The following is a 16,658-nucleotide window of genomic DNA, read 5'->3' as shown; positions in this document are numbered from 1 at the left end:
TCCACCTCCATCCGCAGGCGCGGCCGCGGGGGAGGACATGCCAAGTGAAGAGAGAGCCAGGTACCGGCAGACACCGCCGGTCGATGCGCACGGTCGCCGTGCTCGCGGCGCTCGCCGCGACGGGCGCCACCGCCTCGGCGTATGCGACCGCGCAGGCGGACGACCGGTCCGCGGAGGCACCCGGAGTGGAGCGCCGCGACCCGGCGTCCGCGAAGGGACACGGGGAGCACGACCTCAAGGGCCCGTTCAGCGACCGCCAGGCCCAACTGCGCGAGGACGCACTGCGCGAGGTCATATCCGGCGACGGAGAGGTCAAGAAGCGCGGCGGATCGAACGTGGTCAAGCTGGACGACGGCAAGTACGTCGAGCTCGGCCGTGAGAAGACGGACAAGATCTTCACCATCCTGGTCGAGTTCGGGGACAAGGTCGACGACGAGACCATGTACGACCCGGACGGCCCGGACGGGCCCGAGGAGCCGGTGAAGAAGTACGGCGGCGAGCCCGGCCCGCTGCACAACACCATCGCGGAGCCGGACCGCAAGGACGACAACTCCACGGACTGGCAAGAGGACTTCGACCGGCAGCACTTCCAGGACCTCTACTTCTCCACGGACAAGAAGAAGGAGTCCGTGAAGAAGTACTACGAGAAGCAGTCCTCGGGCCGCTACTCGGTGGACGGCGAGGTCTCGGACTGGGTCAAGGTCGACTGGAACGAGGCCCGTTACGGGTCCAATTACTGCGGCGACACCAACTGCCCCAACGTCTGGGACGCGGTCCGCGACGGCGTGACCGCCTGGGCCGAGGGCCAGAAGGCGGCCGGCAAGACGGACGCCGAGATCAAGGCGCAGCTCGCCGAGTACGACAAGTGGGACCGCAACGACTTCGACGGCGACGGCGAGTTCAACGAGCCGGACGGCTACATCGACCACTTCCAGATCGTGCACGCCGGTGAGGACGAGTCCGCCGGAGGCGGGGCCGAGGGTGAGAACGCCCTGTGGGCGCACCGCTGGTACGCGTACGGCACCGACGCGGGCAAGACCGGCCCCGAGGCGAACCCGGCGGGCGGCACCGAGATCGGTGACTCCGACATCTGGGTCGGCGACTACACGATGCAGCCGGAGAACGGCGGACTCGGGGTCTACGCCCACGAGTACGGCCACGACCTGGGTCTGCCGGACCACTACGACACCGACGGCGGCGAGAACTCCACCTCGTTCTGGACCCTGATGTCGTCCGGATCGTGGCTCGGCCGGGGCAAGGACGCGATCGGCGACCTGCCCGGCGACATGACCGCCTGGGACAAGCTGCAGCTCGGCTGGCTCGACTACGACACGGCGAAGGCCGCGACGAAGTCCACGCACAAGCTGGGGCTCGCGGAGTACAACACCAAGAACAAACAGGGTCTCGTGGTCGAGCTGCCCGAGAAGTCGGTGAAGACCACCATCACCAAGCCCGCCGAGGGCACGAAGCAGTGGTGGAGCGGCCAGGGCAACGACCTCAAGAACACCCTGACCCGCAGCGTCGACCTCACGGGCAAGTCCGAGGCCAGTCTCGACCTTTCGGGCTGGTGGTCCATCGAGGAGAACTACGACTTCCTCTACGCCGAGGCCTCCACCGACGGCGGCGCGAGCTACACCCCGCTGGACGGCACCGCGGACGGCCAGGCCATTCCGCGCGACGGCGGCGACAAGCCGGGCCTGACCGGTGTCTCGGAGAAGTACAAGAAGCTGGTCTTCCCGCTGGACGAGTACGCGGGCAAGAAGGTCGACCTTCGCTTCCGGTACCAGACCGACGGGGGCCTGGCGGAGCGCGGATTCACGGCGGACGAGATCAGCATCACCGCCGACGGCGAGGAACTCTTCGCGGACGGCGCCGAAGAGGACGACAACGGCTGGGAGGCGAAGGGCTTCAGCCGCGTCGGCGAGTCCTTCTCCAAGGACTACCCGCAGTACTACATCGCCGAGAACCGTCAGTACGTGAGTTACGACAAGACCCTCAAGTCCGGCCCGTACAACTTCGGTTGGGCGACGGACCGGCCGAACTGGGTGGAGCACTTCCCTTACCAGAACGGCCTGATGATCTGGCAGTGGGACACCTCGCAGTCGGACAACAACACGAGCCAGCACCCCGGTGAGGGGCTCGTGCTGCCCGTCGACGCCCATCCGAAGGCCGAGAAGTGGGCGGACGGTTCGCTGATGCGCAACCGGATCCAGGCCTACGACGTTCCGTTCAGCCGGCACCGCACCGACGGCTTCACGCTGCACAACGACGGCGTGCCGACGAAGGTCCCCGGCAAGGAGGGAGTGTCCGTCTTCGACGACGGTCACTGGGTCTCGTACTACGACCCGTCGAACCCCGCGGGAAGTGTGAAGGTCGCTGACACCAACACCAGGATCGAGATCGTGAAGGAGCCGCGCAGCGGCGAGACGATCACGCTCCAAGTGGGCCCCTCGGGCAGCTGAGGCGTAAAACTGCAGGTCAGAGCGTGATTGGCCGCGGCCCTCTAGCGGGTCGCGGCCAATCGTGTTTAGGTGCGTCCTGTGGTTCTCTTATTGACGCGACGTCTCACGGGGGTGTGAAGAGGGATGGCAGGAGGAGGCTTCAGCAAGCTGCCGAACGGCAGCGTTGTGGTGGCCCTGTCACTACCGGATCCGGCTACGGGACCGGGCGGCGGCACGGTGCGGGTACTGGTGCACGCGGGCAACCGGGCGCGAGCTCTGACCCGGCTCAGGAACCTGGGCCTGCGCGCGGTGTATCTGCGTGGTAACAGCCAGCCACCGACACCGGACGAGATCACGGCGGTGCTGCATCATCCCGACGGGCTCGTATGGCGTACGGCCCCGGACTGCGCCGAGGAGCTCTGGCACCCGATCCGTGCGCTGCTGAGGCCCGCCCGGCCGGCCTGAGGCGGCGCCGTCCGCAAGGTGTGAGCCCCGCGGGCGGCTCAGACGACCGGCTTCCCGGTGAGCTCCACGCCCGCCGTGCGCAACTCGTCCAGGGCCGCGTCGGTGGACGCCTCGGAGACGCCCGCGGTCAGGTCGAGCAGCACGTGGGTGCGGAAACCCTCCCGGGCCGCGTCGAGCGCGGTGGCCCGCACGCAGTGGTCGGTGGCGATGCCGACGACGTCGACCTCGTCCACCTCACGGGTGCGCAGCCAGTCGGCGAGCCCCGTGTCGTTCTCGTCGGAGCCCTCGAAGCCGCTGTACGCGGCGGAGTAGGCGCCCTTGTCGAAAACGGCGTCGATGGCGCCGGAGGCCACGGCCGGAGCGAAATTGGGGTGGAAGCCGACTCCCTCGGTCCCGGCCACGCAGTGCCGTGGCCAGCTGCGGTGGAAGTCCGGGTTGTCCGAGAAGTGGTCTCCGGGGTCCACATGATGATCACGGGTCGCCACCACGTGCTGGTACCCGGCGCCTGCGGTCTGGCCGACCAGCTCGGTGATCGCGGCAGCCACGTCGGCACCGCCGGAAACCGCGAGGCTGCCGCCCTCGCAGAAGTCGTTCTGCACATCTACGACGATCAGGGCGCGACGCATGATGCCTTTCCTTCGACTGGGGGACGGGTGGTCCGGGCGGTGGACGGGAGCAGCCGTTGCATGCCCGCTCACCGATCGTTCATGCGTATTCGTTCAAGGGTGCACGATTTTGCCGCCGGAGTGTCCGGTACCTGGTGGGGGATGCGCATACACCGCGCTCCGGCGGCGGTCGGGCCCCCTTTTGTGGAGGGGGAGCCGTCAGACGTATTCCGTAGGGATGACGGCCTCGCCGCGGGACAGCTGGGTCGCGGACAGCGGGAGCGCGGCGCGGACTGCGGCGTGCCGGGCGCGCACCGCGTCCAGCGGCTCACGGGCCACCACCTCGCCGCGCCTGACGAGTTCGACGAGCAGCTGGTGCGGGGCGAGCTCTTCCGGCACCGGGCCCGTACCGACCACCTCGGCCTCGGCGTAACCGTCCGCGTCGGGCCTGCGGGCCGCCCATTTCCGGCCACCCTTGGAGGACTTGGCGCCGAGTGACTTCTTCGCGACCGGCTCGAGCGGGGCGTCCGGTTCGGCGGAGCGGGCGCGGGCCACCAGCTTGTAGACCATCGAGCAGGTGGGGTGCCCGCTGCCGGTGACCAGCTGGGTGCCGACTCCGTAGGCGTCCACCGGGGCGGCGGCGAGGGACGCGATGGCGTACTCGTCGAGGTCCGAGGTGACCACGATCCTGGTGCGGTGCGCGCCCAGCTCGTCGAGTTCCTTGCGCACCCGGTGGGCGACCAGGAGGAGGTCGCCGGAGTCGATGCGTACGGCGCCGAGCTCGGGGCCGGCCACCTCGACCGCCGTGCGCACCGCCTCGGAGACGTCGTAGGTGTCCACCAGGAGTGTGGTGCCGCGCCCGAGCGAGTCGACCTGGGCGGTGAAGGCGTCGCGCTCGCTGTCGTGGAGCAGCGTGAAGGCGTGGGCCGAGGTGCCGACCGTGGGAATGTCGTAACGGAATCCGGCCGCGAGGTCCGAGGTGGTGGTGAATCCACCGATGTACGCGGCCCGGGAGGCGGCCACCGCCGCCAGTTCGTGGGTGCGCCGGGCGCCCATCTCGATGAGCGGCCGGTCGCCGGCGGCCGAGGCCATCCGGGAGGCCGCGGCGGCGATCGCCGAGTCGTGGTTGAGGATCGACAGGATCGCCGTCTCGAGCAGTACGCACTCGGCGAAGGAGCCCTCGACGCGCAGCACGGGGGAGCCGGGGAAGTACACCTCGCCCTCCGGGTAGCCCCAGATGTCGCCGCGGAAGCGGTAGTCGGCGAGCCACTGCAGGGTCGGCTCGTCGACCACGCCGCGCTCGCGCAGGAAGGTCAGCTCGCGGGTGTCGAAGCGGAAGCTCTCGATGGCGTCCAGGACCCGCCCGGTGCCGGCGACGACGCCGTAGCGGCGCCCCTCCGGCAGGCGGCGGGTGAAGACCTCGAACACCGAGCCCCGATCGGCCGTTCCGGCCTTCAGGGCAGCCTGCAGCATCGTCAGTTCGTAATGGTCCGTGAAGAGTGCTGTCGAGGGAACGTCCACCGGCAGCCGTAGGTCCGCAGTGTTCATGGCGGCGATCCTACCCCCATCTCGTCAGTTTGACGATTTCAGGGTGCGAGCCGGGTCGCGACAGGGGTACGAGGCTGTGCCGACCCCGGAAAATGGGCCTCGTCCGCGCGGAAACCAGCATTCCGTTTATGCGCCGAGCGGTCCCGAGTGGCAGCATGGGGCAAGTGAGTGTGGCTCCCGATGTGACCCCCGTAGAGACCGGTCAGCCCCAGTCGGCTCAGGACGTGTCCGCCGTCACCGAGCCGGACGTCCCCTGGGTCACGATCGTGCACAACGATCCCGTCAACCTGATGAGCTATGTGACGTATGTCTTCCAGAGCTATTTCGGCTATTCGAAGGACAAGGCGCACAAGCTGATGCTCGACGTCCACCACAAGGGCCGCGCGATCGTCTCCAGCGGATCGCGCGAGGAGATGGAGCGCGATGTGCAGGCCATGCACGGATACGGCCTGTGGGCGACGCTGAGTCAGGAGCGCACCTGATGCCCGGCCAGTTCGAACCGCTGCCCGGCGGCGGCGCGGCCGTCGCCCTCGACGAGGTCGAGATCTCCATCCTGCGCTCGCTCTCCGTCCAGCTCCTCGAGCTGATCGGACCGGGGCCCGGCGGCGAGGACCAGGACGACCCGCTGGCCGAACTCTTCGCCGAGGGGCCGAGCGAACCCCCGAGCGACCCCGTCCTGCAGCGGCTCTTCCCCGACGCCTACGGCGACCCGGAAGCCGTACCGGACGACCAACTCAAGGAGTACTCCGCCGAGTTCAGGCGCTTCACGGAGAACGACCTGAGGGCGGGCAAGCGCGACAAGGCGCTCACCGTGGTGCGCACCCTCGACGCGCTCACCATCGAGGGTGAGGGCGGCGCCGTCCTCAAGCTCTCCGCCGACGAGTCGCGGGAATGGCTCAGCGCGCTCAACGACCTGCGCCTGGCCATCGCGGCCCGCCTCGACGTCATCGACGACGAGGACACCGAACTGCTCTACCAGCTGCCGGACTCCGACGAGCGCAAGCCGATGGTGATGGCGTACCTGTGGCTGGGCGGCCTGCAGGAGACGCTGGTCGAGACGCTGCTGCCCTGAGGTTCCGCCGGGTCCGTCCGTGCCCTTGAAGGTGCGGGCGGGCCTTCTCGCGCCATGCCTCCCGTGCGGAGCGCTGTTCGCTCAACGGACACTCAAATCCGCATAACGATCGCGTCAATGGGCGCAGCTCCCGCGGACTTCCTTTGACGCCGCGGGGGAATTTTGTCCGCTTCTCCCTGTGTGGTGGGTCACATTTTCATGCCCGGCCGGGCCATCGTGGCGTGATAAAAGTTCACGATCGCCCGGCGGGACACCACCCCTGTCTCCCGGGTGCGCCCCACCGGCAAACCGTCGGCAGGCGAGTCCATCTGCATCCGGGGGATCGCCACAGGATTTCCCCAGTTTCGTCCGGGGGGACCCCCACGCCGCCGATCCGGCCACGTGGCACGGACCGGCATGGAGAAAGGCGCACCATCATGACCTCGTTGCAGGTCGAGCAGAACGACGACGGCAAAGCGGCCGGACCCTCCGCCGAAACGTCGGGCGAGGGATACAAGCGCGGCCTAGGCGCCCGCCAGATCCAGATGATCGCCATCGGCGGAGCCATCGGCACCGGCCTCTTCCTGGGCGCGGGCAAGGCGATCTCCAAGGCCGGCCCGAGTCTCATCCTGGCCTACGCCATCGCCGGCCTGGTCATCTTCTTCATCATGCGGGCGCTCGGCGAACTGCTGATGTACCGCCCGGTCTCCGGGTCGTTCGCCGAATACGCGCGCGAATTCATCGGCCCCTTCGCCGGGTTCGTGACCGGCTGGACGTACTGGCTCTTCTGGGTCGTCACCGGAATCACCGAAGTCACCGCCGCGGCCACCTATATGACGTACTGGTGGGACATTCCTCAATGGCTCTCCGCGCTCGTCTTCACGCTCATTCTTTACGGCGCGAATCTGATCTCGGTGAAGCTCTTCGGTGAGATCGAGTTCTGGTTCTCGATGGTCAAGGTCACCGCGATCCTCGGCATGATCCTGATCTGCGCCGGAGTTCTCACCATCGGCTTCTCGGACGCCGGTGACACCGCGTCCGTCTCGATGCTCTGGGACCAGGGCGGGTTCTTCCCCAAGGGCATCGGCGGCACGCTGATGACGCTGCAGATCGTGATGTTCGCCTTCCTCGCCGTCGAGCTGGTCGGTGTGACCGCGGGCGAGTCCAAGGACCCCAAGACGGTGCTCCCGAAGGCGATCAACACCGTGCCGTGGCGCATCGCCGTCTTCTACGTCGGCGCACTGATCATGATCCTCTCCGTGGTGCCGTGGACCGTCTTCAGCGACGGTGTCTCGCCTTTCGTGAAGGCCTTCGAGCAGATGGGTCTCGGCGTCGGTGCCGCGATCGTGAACTTCGTGGTCCTGACCGCCGCCCTGTCCTCCTGCAACTCCGGCATGTACTCCACCGGCCGGATGCTCCGCGACCTGGCGCTCAACGGGCAGGGCCCGAAGATCTTCACGCGCCTGAGCACCCGCGGCATCCCGCTGATCGGCACCACCTTCTCGGCGGCGCTGATGATGTTCGGCGTCTGGATCAACTACCAGTGGCCCGGCGAGGCGTTCAACTACGTCGTCTCGTTCGCCACGATCTCCGGTATGTGGGCCTGGATCATGATCCTGTGCAGCCAGCTCAAGTTCCGGGCGAAGGTCGCCCGCGGCGAGCTGCCGGAGTCCCCCTTCAAGGCCCCGGGCGCACCGTTCACCAGCTGGTTCGCGCTGGCCTTCATCGGCCTGGTGATCGTCCTGATGGGCATCGACTCGACGGCCCGCAACGCCCTGTACTGCGCGCCCCTGTGGGCCCTGATCCTGGTCGTCTCGTACCGGGTGCTCAAGGCCCGCAACCCGCAGATCGGCGAGCGGGCGCAGGCGGGCGGCAAGTCCTGACGGCGACCGCCCCACCGCGGAGCGTTTTCACTCCCCGGACAAAGGCGTCTCAATAGGTGGTCCCCGGATCTCGGATCCGGGGACCACCTGCCTATTCTCTGGGCATGCTGACCATCACCCGGGATCTGTACGACCAGATCGTCGTCCACGCACGGAAGGACCACCCCGACGAGGCCTGCGGCGTGATCGCGGGCCCGGCCGGTTCCGACCGTCCCGAACGCTTCGTTCCGATGCTGAACGCGGCCCGTTCGCCCACGTTCTACGAGTTCGACTCGGGCGACCTGCTCAAGCTGTACCGCGACCTGGACGACCGGGACGAGGAGCCCGTGGTCATCTACCACTCGCACACGGCCACCGAGGCGTACCCCTCGCGCACGGACATCACGTACGCCAACGAACCCGGCGCCCACTACGTCCTGGTCTCCACGGCCGACACCGACGACGCCGGCCCCTTCCAGTTCCGCTCCTTCCGCATCGTCGACGGCGAGGTCACGGAGGAGGACGTCGAAGTGGTGGGCTGAGCCCGCCCGGGGCCCGCCCTGGGATCAGCCGGGTGTTCGAGCCCGGCATACTGAGCGGTGACAACGAGGCGGCAGGACCCAGGAAGCCGGTGCGAATCCGGCACGGTCCCGCCACTGTGACCGGCGCGCGCCCCTTCCGGGCGGTGCGCCGGGGAGTCAGGAACTGACCTGCCGCCTTCTCCCGCCGATGAGGGGACGTGGAAATCCCCCGGAGGAGGCCTCGCCATGACCTGGCGTCCCCGCGCCCATGCGCTGATAGCCGCCGCGCTGCTCGTCCCGCTCGCCGCCTGCGGCGCCCCGGACGACGACGCGAAGAAGCCGGCCGCCGAGGCCGAGGGGTTCCCGTACACCGTGAACAACTGCGGTGTCAGCACCACCTTCGACGCCCCGCCGAAGCGCGTCGTCACCATGAACCAGCACGTCACCGAGATCATGCTCGAACTCGGCCTGGAAGACCGCCTGGTGGGCACCGCCTACCTCGACGACAAGGTCCTCCCCGAGTACGCGAAGGCGTACAAGTCCCGTCCGGTGATCGCCGACGAGTACCCCAGTTACGAGAAGCTCCTCTCGGTGAACCCGGACTTCGTGTACGGCGGCTACACCAGCGCCTTCGAGGCCGGCTCCGGACGCAGCAGGGCCGCCCTGAAGAAGTCCGGCATCGAGAGCCGCCTCAACATCGAGGGCTGCACCAAGAAGGCCGTGACCATGGCCGACGTGCACCGCGAAGTCCGCGAGACCGGCCGGACCTTCGGCGTACCGGACCGCGCCGAGCGCTGGATCGAGGAGGCGAAGGCCGAGTCCGCGGCGACCGCGAAGAAGCTGGCGGACACCGACCCGCTCGACGCGTTCGTCTACGACAGCGGGGACAAGACGGCCTTCACCGCGGGCGGCACCGGCATCGGCAACGAGATCATCGAACGGGCCGGCGGCCGCAACGTCTTCGCCGACCTCGACAAGTCCTTCGGCGACGCCTCCTGGGAGAACGTCGTGGAGCGCAAGCCCGAGGTCGTCGTGATCTACGACTACGGCGGCACCACCGTCGCCCAGAAGAAGAAGCGCCTGCTCGACGACCCCGCGCTCGCGGACGTACCGGCGATCGTGAACAAGCGGTTCGCCGTGCTCCCGCTCTCCGACGCGGTGCTCGGCGTACGGGCGCCGGCCGCGGTGCAGAAGCTGGCCGACCAGCTGCACCCGGACTCCGCACGGTGACCAGCTCGCTCGAGAAGACGCCGCCGGCGCCCCGCACCGACGATCACCCGCCGGCCGCCGTGAGGGAGCGGGGTGACCCGGTCGGCCGGGTCCGCACCTCGCTGGTCCTCCTCGTCCTCGCGGCCGCCTTCGCCGCCGCCGTCGTCGCCGGACTCGCGCTCGGGTCGGTGCGGATCCCGGCCGGACAGGTCGTCGAGATCCTCACCGGCCGCGCCGAGGCGTCCCCACTGCGCACCATCGTCCTCGACGTACGACTGCCGCGGGTGCTGCTCGGCGCGATCGTGGGTGCCGGGCTCGCGGTGGTCGGAGCGGTGCTACAGGCCCTGGTACGCAACCAGTTGGCCGATCCGTTCCTGCTGGGCGTCTCCTCCGGTGCCTCCACGGGCGCGGTGGCCGCCATCGTGTTCGGCTTCGGCACCGGCCTCGCGACCACCGTCCTGGTGCCGATCGCGTCGTTCGCCGGGGCGCTCGGCTCGCTCGTGCTCGTCTACACGCTGGCCCGCAAGGGCGGGCTGATGACCACCGGCCGGCTGATCCTCGCGGGCGTCGCCGTCGCGTACATCCTGTCCGCGCTGACCAGCCTGCTCCTGGTCACATCGGCCCGCGCCGAGCACCTCAGGGACGTCCTGTACTGGACGCTCGGCGGGCTCGGCTCGGCCCGCTGGGACGTGCTCCTGGTACCGGCCGCGGCCCTTGTCGTCGGTGTCGTGTTCCTGTTCGCCCTGGCCCGGCCCCTGGACCTGCTGCTCGTCGGCGAGGAGGGCGCCACCGTGCTCGGGCTCGACACCGGGCGCTTCCGGGTCGCCGTCTTCGTCGTCACCTCGGTACTCACCGGTCTCCTCGTGGCGTACAGCGGGGCGATCGGTTTCGTCGGTCTGATGGTGCCGCACGCCGCGCGGATGTTCGTCGGCGCCGGGCACCGGCGACTGCTTCCGGTGTGCGCCCTGATGGGCGCGGTGTTCCTGGTCCTCGCCGATCTCGCGGCCCGTACCGTCGCCGCGCCCCAGGACATCCCGGTCGGGGTGCTCACGGCGCTCACCGGCGGACCGTTCTTCCTGTGGCTGCTGCACCGAGGACCCGGAGGCCAGGACTGATGCTCAGGACCGAAGAACTCAGCTACCGCACGGCCGGCCGCACCCTGGTCGACGCGGTGTCCCTGCATGCCGCACCCGGTGAGACCGTCGGCCTGGTCGGCCCCAACGGCAGCGGCAAGACCACCCTGCTCCGCTGCGTCTACGGCACGCTCGCCCCGACCGGCGGCCGCGCCCTGCTCGACGGCGACGACCTGCACGCGATCGGCGCGAAGCGGCGGGCGAGACGGCTCGCGACCGTGCCGCAGGACACCCCGGCCGGTTTCGAGCTCACCGTCCGCGAGATCGCCGCCATGGGCCGCGCCCCGCACAAGTCCTTCCTCGCCGCCGACACCGCGCAGGACGACCACATCGTGGACGCGGCACTGTCCAGGGTCGGCGCGGACACGCTCGAGCACCGCAGGTTCGCGAGCCTGTCGGGCGGCGAACGCCAACGCGTCCTGGTGGCCCGCGCCCTGGTGCAGCAGCCCACGCTCCTGGTGCTCGACGAACCGACCAACCACCTCGATATACGGCACCAGTTGGAGATCCTCGGCCTGGTCCGCACGCTCGGCACCACCAACCTGATCGCCCTGCACGACCTCAACCTGGCCGCGTACTACTGCGACCGGCTGTACGTACTCGACCACGGGCGGGCCGTGACGTCCGGCCAGCCCGCCGAGGTCCTGACCGCCGAACTCCTCGCGGACGTGTACGGCGTACGCGCGGAGGTGGCCGAGCATCCGTCCACCGGAGCGCCCACGATCACGTATCTGCCCGACCGGCACCGGCATTTGCCGCACCGGACAGAGGTGGACAATTCCCTCCCCGTCCCGACCGGTGAACCAAAGTCATCCACGATGTGAGATCACATTCCGGGAAGCGGGACGGGAATCGATACGATGACCGCATGGTTCCCCACGACGTGAGCGAGAAGACGCCGGGCGCACTGCTCGTGGCGCGGCTGCACGTCGACCTGTGCAGGCTCTGCAGCGCCATCTGTCCGCGCTGACCCCTGCCGCCGTACGGCCGGGGCGCGGCGCTCCGACTCCGCGTACCGCCAGTTCGTACCGGCAGCTTCGTACCCCGCCGGCCTCGGGCAGCCAGACCGCCGTGCCGCATCGAACGACCCTCCCGACCGACACCTTCCGACAGGAGCCCGCAGCCATGGCCATCGAGGTCCGCATCCCGACCATCCTCCGCCAGTACACCGACGGTGCGAAGGCCGTCGAGGGCAGCGGCGACACGCTCGCCGACCTCTTCGCCGATCTCGAGACCCGGCACGCGGGCATCGAGGCCCGCATCATCGACGCGGACAACGGCGCCAAGCTGCGCCGTTTCGTGAACGTCTACCTGAACGACGAGGACGTCCGCTTCCTGGACGGCATCTCCACCAAGCTCAGCGACGGCGACAGCGTGACGATCCTGCCCGCCGTGGCAGGCGGCTCCGTCGACGCGCTCCCGGCCGGGCTCCGGCCGGAAATGGCCTGATCCGCATGCGCTACGACTCCCCGCTCGCCGCGGTCGGCAACACCCCCCTGGTGCGCCTGCCGCGGCTCTCGCCGTCCGACGACGTACGGATCTGGGCGAAGCTCGAGGACCGCAACCCGACCGGTTCCGTCAAGGACCGGCCCGCGCTGCACATGATCGAGCAGGCCGAGAAGGACGGCCGGCTCACCCCCGGCTGCACCATCCTCGAGCCGACCAGCGGAAACACCGGCATCTCGCTGGCGATGGCGGCCCGCCTCAAGGGCTACCGGATCGTCTGCGTCATGCCGGAGAACACCTCGTCCGAGCGCCGGGAGCTGCTCGCCATGTGGGGCGCGGAGATCATCTCCTCGCCCGCGGCGGGCGGTTCCAACACGGCGGTACGGGTCGCCAAGGAGATCTCCGCGGAGCACCCGGACTGGGTGATGCTCTACCAGTACGGCAACCCGGACAACGCGGGCGCGCACTACGCCACCACCGGCCCGGAGGTCCTCCAGGACCTGCCCTCGATCACCCACTTCGTGGCGGGACTGGGCACCACCGGGACGCTGATGGGCGTCGGCCGCTATCTGCGCGAGCACAAGCCGGACGTCCGGATCGTCGCCGCGGAGCCGCGCTACGACGACCTGGTCTACGGCCTGCGCAACCTGGACGAGGGGTTCGTCCCGGAGCTCTACGACGAGTCCGTGCTCACCACGCGGTTCTCCGTCGGCAGCGAGGACGCGGTCACGCGTACGCGTGAACTGCTCGGCCAGGAAGGGATCTTCGCCGGGGTTTCCACGGGGGCGGCGCTGCATGCGGCGCTGGGCGTCGGCCGCAAGGCCGTCGCGGCCGGGGAGAGCGCGGACATCGTCTTCCTCGTCGCGGACGGCGGCTGGAAGTACCTCTCCACGGGCATCTACACGGCCCCCACGACGGCGGACGCGGTCGCGGCCCTCCACGGCCAACTCTGGGCTTGATCCAGCCCGCTCTCCGCTTCTGCGTGGTGGCCGCTTGCCCACTCAGCAGGTCCGGCGTCTCCCGCCGGTCCGGTGTCTCCTGCCGGTCCGGTGTCCGCTGCCGGTCCGGTGTCTCCCGCCGGTCCGGTGTCTCCCAGCCCGTCCGGCACTTCCAGCCCGTCCGGCGTTTGAGGACAAGGCCGTCAGGCCGGCCTGTAACCGGAGCCACCCGGCTCGGGGGGCCAGTCTCCAGCCCCCGGCGCCGGCGCGCCTTGTCCTCAAACGCCGGACGGGCTGAAGATGCCGGACGGGCTGGGAGTGCGGGACCCGCTGGGAGTGCCGGACCCGCTGGGAGTGCCGGACCGGCGGGAGACACCGGACCCGCTGAAGATGCCGCACCGGCACCGGCACCGGCACAGGCACAGGCCCAGGCCCAGGCAGAAACGGAGCACCCCGGACGTCAGTCCGTCAGGTGCCTGACCTGGTCCCACAGCGCGGGGTCCACGACCCCCACGTGGCGGCGGAAGGCCGACACCGGGACCTCGCGGAGCTCGTCCGTCTCCAGAAAGCTGGGGCGGCCGTGCGCGTCCCCGACGGAGCCCGGGGGCAGCGGAATCACCCCGGCACGCTCGTCGTGATAACGACTCGTGATCTTCGCGACCTGCGCCCGGTCGCCCCGTACCGACATGACCAGGCAGGGCCGGTCCTTGGACCCGGGCCCGTCCTCGTAGGGGACGTCCGCCCACCAGATCTCCGCCCGCTCGGGCCGTCGTTCCGGCCGCCGCGAGGGGCGCTGCCGCGAGCGCTCGCCGGGCCGCCCGGGCGGCCGGGTCCGGCCCCGGGGCCCTCGCCCACTGCGCCCGAACCCGTCAGTGAGCGTCGCGAACAGTGCGAGCAGCACCACCGCGGCGAGGGCGATCCACCAGGACGTGTCCATGACCCGACCGTACCGGCGCCCCGGCCCGCGCAGGCGTACGACAAGCCCGCACACGGGTCGCCCGACGGCGCCCGAACCGGTGACAACGCAGGTGAGTTCGCCCACAACGGCCCACGGCGGAGGAGCGACCTGCCGTTTTGCGCCTTACGCTCAACGGACCGCACAACCCCCGTCCTTCCCGCCAGCGCGGAGGTTCCTGCTCCATGAAGCTCACCGTCGTCGGCTGCTCGGGCTCGTTTCCGTCCGCGGATTCCGCCTGCTCGAGCTACCTCGTCGAGGCCGACGGCTTCCGGCTGCTCCTCGACATGGGCAATGGCGCCCTGGGCGAGCTGCAGCGTCACTGTGGTCTCTACGACCTCGACGCGATCTTCCTGAGTCATCTGCACGCCGACCACTGCATCGACATGTGCGGCTACTTCGTCGCGCGCTACTACCGGCACGACGGCGGCCGCTGTCCCCCGATGCCGGTGTACGGCCCCGAGGGCACCGAGCAGCGCCTGACCACGGCGTACGCCGACACTCCCTCCGCGTCCTCGATGAGCGAGGTCTTCGACTTCCACACGCTGAAGCCGGCCTCCTTCGAGATCGGCCCGTTCTCCGTGCGCACCGAGCGGGTGCGCCATCCGGTCGAGGCGTACGCCATCCGGATCGAGCACGGCGGCAGCACGCTGACGTACTCCGGTGACACCGGGGTCAGTCCGGAACTGGACGAACTCGCCGAGGGCGCCGACCTGTTCCTGTGCGAGGCCTCGTTCACGTACGGCAAGGAAGACATCCCGGACCTGCATCTCAACGGACGCGAGGCGGGGCTCTGCGCGCGGGACGCCGGTGCCGGACGCCTGGTGCTCACGCACATCCCGCCGTGGACCGACCCGGCCGCCAGCCTCGCGGACGCGCGTTCCGTCTACCCGGGCCCGCTCGAGGTGGCCAGTCCCGGGACGGTCTACGAGATCTGACCGCGCGCCTCCACCGCCACGACGAAGCCCCCGCCGCTGTCGCAGAAGCGACAGCGGCGGGGGCTTCGGTGCAGGGCGTCGGGCCTACTTGCCCTCGACCTTCTCCAGCTCGGCGATCTCCTCGTCCGTCTCCCGGCCGGGAGTCGGCAGGTTGAACTTGGTGATGGCGAAGCGGAACACCACGTAGTACAGGGCGGCGAAGCAGAGGCCGACCAGGGCCAGGCCCCACGGGTTGTTCGCGATGCCCAGGTTCAGGAAGTAGTCGACCGCGCCGGCTGAGAAGCCGAAGCCGTCCCGCATGCCGAGGGCCCAGGTGAGGGCCATCGAGACACCGGTCAGTACCGCGTGGATCGCGTACAGGACCGGGGCGATGAACATGAAGGTGAACTCGATGGGCTCGGTCACACCGGTCACGAAGGCGGTGAGGGCGAGCGAGAACATCATGCCGCCGACGACCTTGCGGCGCTCCGGGCGGGCCGCGTGGGTGATCGCGAGGCAGGCGGCCGGGAGGGCGAACATCATGATCGGGAAGAAGCCGGTCATGAACTGTCCGGCGTTCGGGTCACCGGCCAGGAAGCGGGCGATGTCGCCGTGCACCTGGGTGCCGCCGTCGTCGAACGAGCCGGCCTGGAACCACGGGAACGAGTTGAGCAGGTGGTGCATGCCGACGGGGATCAGCGCACGGTTGGCGACACCGAAGATACCGGCGCCGACCGAGCCCGAACCGACCAGCCACTCACCGAAGTTGTGCAGACCGGCGCCGAGGACCGGCCAGATCAGACCGAAGACGATGCCTAGGAGCAGACCGGCGAAGGCGGAGAGGATCGGGACCATGCGGCGGCCGCCGAAGAAGCCCGCCCAGTCGGGCAGCTTGGTGCGGTAGAAGCGCTGGTAGAGCAGCGCCACCACGACACCGATCACGACGCCGCCGAGCACGCCCGCGTCGACGGGGGCGTCGGTCATGACCACCTTGCCGTCGACGGCTTCGGCGACCTTCGGCAGGTTCGAGTCGGTGAACGTGCCGAGCACGTTCTTGAAGACCAGGTAGCCGGTGACGGCGGCCAGTGCAGTGGAGCCGTCGGACTTCTTGGCGAAGCCGATGGCGATGCCGACCGCGAAGAGCAGGGCCATGTTGTCGAGCAGCGCGCTGCCGCCCGCCTGCATGTAGCCCGCGACCTTGGTGATGAAGGTCGGGAACGACTCCTTGCCGAGCATGTCGTCCGCGCCGAGCCGCACCAGAAGGGCGGCGGCGGGCAGCACGGCGACCGGCAGCATGAGGCTGCGGCCGATGCGCTGCAGGACAGCCATCGCGCCGGAACCCTTCTTCTTGGCCGCGGGGGCGGCGCTGTCCGTAGACATTGAATTCCTCCAGTGGACAAGGCGTCGCCTTGTACACGGGGGACGGCGACGTCACTCAGAGACCTGTGCCAGACGCCTCGGGACAAGGCTCCTGGTCTACACCAGTGAGTGGTGTAGACCAGTTGTAACACGTGAGGGCTGCGTAAGGAACCCGCGAATTTGTGCCGCGTGCGGCACGACGGAAGCC

17 protein-coding genes and 1 riboswitch are annotated in these 16,658 nt (G+C 69.4%); of the genes, 13 read left to right on the top strand and 4 right to left on the bottom strand.

Going from position 1 to position 16,658, the window contains the following annotated elements; translation table 11 throughout:
- Window positions 1–83 precede the first annotated feature (83 nt).
- On the top strand, window positions 84–2,462 hold the full coding sequence (locus DSC45_RS07205; protein WP_119288200.1) for an immune inhibitor A domain-containing protein: 2,379 nt from the start codon (window positions 84–86) through the stop codon (window positions 2,460–2,462).
- 123 nt (window positions 2,463–2,585) lie between these two features.
- Window positions 2,586–2,906 carry a hypothetical protein gene (locus DSC45_RS07200; protein ID WP_119288198.1) on the top strand — a complete coding sequence of 107 codons (321 nt, stop codon included), beginning with the start codon at window positions 2,586–2,588 and terminating at the stop codon, window positions 2,904–2,906.
- Between the two features lie 38 nt (window positions 2,907–2,944).
- On the opposite strand, the gene DSC45_RS07195 is transcribed toward DSC45_RS07200, so the two are convergent.
- Both DSC45_RS07195 and DSC45_RS07190 read right to left on the bottom strand, forming a co-directional pair.
- Window positions 2,945–3,532, bottom strand: a complete 588-nt coding sequence (locus DSC45_RS07195; RefSeq protein ID WP_119288197.1) for a nicotinamidase — start codon at window positions 3,530–3,532, stop codon at window positions 2,945–2,947.
- Between the two features lie 198 nt (window positions 3,533–3,730).
- Window positions 3,731–5,059 (bottom strand): nicotinate phosphoribosyltransferase, encoded by a 1,329-nt coding sequence (locus tag DSC45_RS07190; RefSeq protein WP_119288195.1) that lies wholly within the window; start codon window positions 5,057–5,059, stop codon window positions 3,731–3,733.
- Between the two features lie 155 nt (window positions 5,060–5,214).
- Between DSC45_RS07190 and clpS the strand changes: the two genes are divergently transcribed.
- The 10 genes from clpS (at window position 5,215) to DSC45_RS07140 (ending at window position 13,240) form a co-directional block, all read left to right on the top strand.
- A complete protein-coding gene (gene clpS, locus DSC45_RS07185) occupies window positions 5,215–5,541 on the top strand; it encodes an ATP-dependent Clp protease adapter ClpS (RefSeq protein WP_119288193.1) in 327 nt (108 codons plus the stop codon).
- Window positions 5,541–6,131, top strand: a complete 591-nt coding sequence (locus tag DSC45_RS07180; RefSeq protein WP_119288191.1) for a DUF2017 domain-containing protein — start codon at window positions 5,541–5,543, stop codon at window positions 6,129–6,131. The genes clpS and DSC45_RS07180 overlap by 1 nt, the downstream gene beginning before the upstream one ends.
- A gap of 416 nt (window positions 6,132–6,547) precedes the next feature.
- Entirely contained in the window at window positions 6,548–7,993 is a 1,446-nt protein-coding gene (locus tag DSC45_RS07175; protein ID WP_119288189.1) for an amino acid permease, read from the top strand.
- Between the two features lie 104 nt (window positions 7,994–8,097).
- On the top strand, window positions 8,098–8,514 hold the full coding sequence (locus tag DSC45_RS07170; protein WP_119288188.1) for a M67 family metallopeptidase: 417 nt from the start codon (window positions 8,098–8,100) through the stop codon (window positions 8,512–8,514).
- Between the two features lie 79 nt (window positions 8,515–8,593).
- A riboswitch (cobalamin riboswitch) is annotated at window positions 8,594–8,680 on the top strand.
- Between the two features lie 59 nt (window positions 8,681–8,739).
- Window positions 8,740–9,723 carry an ABC transporter substrate-binding protein gene (locus DSC45_RS07165; protein WP_119288186.1) on the top strand — a complete coding sequence of 328 codons (984 nt, stop codon included), beginning with the start codon at window positions 8,740–8,742 and terminating at the stop codon, window positions 9,721–9,723.
- A gap of 101 nt (window positions 9,724–9,824) precedes the next feature.
- Complete coding sequence (locus tag DSC45_RS07160; protein ID WP_240434529.1) at window positions 9,825–10,817, top strand: FecCD family ABC transporter permease; 993 nt, start codon at window positions 9,825–9,827, stop codon at window positions 10,815–10,817.
- Complete coding sequence (locus tag DSC45_RS07155) at window positions 10,817–11,659, top strand: ABC transporter ATP-binding protein (RefSeq protein WP_119288184.1); 843 nt, start codon at window positions 10,817–10,819, stop codon at window positions 11,657–11,659. Before DSC45_RS07160 ends, DSC45_RS07155 begins: the two co-directional genes overlap by 1 nt.
- Before the next feature lie 44 nt (window positions 11,660–11,703).
- The gene (locus tag DSC45_RS36905; RefSeq protein ID WP_346426649.1) at window positions 11,704–11,805 is read left to right on the top strand and encodes a putative leader peptide; all 102 of its coding nucleotides are present in this window, start codon (window positions 11,704–11,706) and stop codon (window positions 11,803–11,805) included.
- Between the two features lie 155 nt (window positions 11,806–11,960).
- Window positions 11,961–12,284 (top strand): MoaD/ThiS family protein, encoded by a 324-nt coding sequence (locus DSC45_RS07145; RefSeq protein ID WP_119288180.1) that lies wholly within the window; start codon window positions 11,961–11,963, stop codon window positions 12,282–12,284.
- Between the two features lie 5 nt (window positions 12,285–12,289).
- Window positions 12,290–13,240 carry a PLP-dependent cysteine synthase family protein gene (locus DSC45_RS07140; RefSeq protein ID WP_119288179.1) on the top strand — a complete coding sequence of 317 codons (951 nt, stop codon included), beginning with the start codon at window positions 12,290–12,292 and terminating at the stop codon, window positions 13,238–13,240.
- A gap of 439 nt (window positions 13,241–13,679) precedes the next feature.
- Here the strand turns inward: DSC45_RS07140 and DSC45_RS07125 are convergent, their stop codons facing one another.
- Window positions 13,680–14,156, bottom strand: coding sequence for a type II toxin-antitoxin system PemK/MazF family toxin (locus tag DSC45_RS07125; RefSeq protein ID WP_119288177.1), 477 nt, complete (start codon window positions 14,154–14,156; stop codon window positions 13,680–13,682).
- 203 nt (window positions 14,157–14,359) lie between these two features.
- Here DSC45_RS07125 and DSC45_RS07120 point away from each other — a divergent pair, with 203 nt between their 5' ends.
- Window positions 14,360–15,112, top strand: coding sequence for an MBL fold metallo-hydrolase (locus DSC45_RS07120; protein WP_119288175.1), 753 nt, complete (start codon window positions 14,360–14,362; stop codon window positions 15,110–15,112).
- Window positions 15,113–15,196: 84 nt separating this feature from the next.
- Here the strand turns inward: DSC45_RS07120 and DSC45_RS07115 are convergent, their stop codons facing one another.
- Complete coding sequence (locus DSC45_RS07115; RefSeq protein WP_119288174.1) at window positions 15,197–16,471, bottom strand: PTS transporter subunit EIIC; 1,275 nt, start codon at window positions 16,469–16,471, stop codon at window positions 15,197–15,199.
- Between the last annotated feature and the right edge of the window lie 187 nt (window positions 16,472–16,658).

The organism is Streptomyces sp. YIM 130001 (assembly GCF_003574445.1).
GTDB lineage: Bacteria > Actinomycetota > Actinomycetes > Streptomycetales > Streptomycetaceae > Streptomyces.
This window is presented reverse-complemented; position numbering and strand designations above follow the sequence as displayed.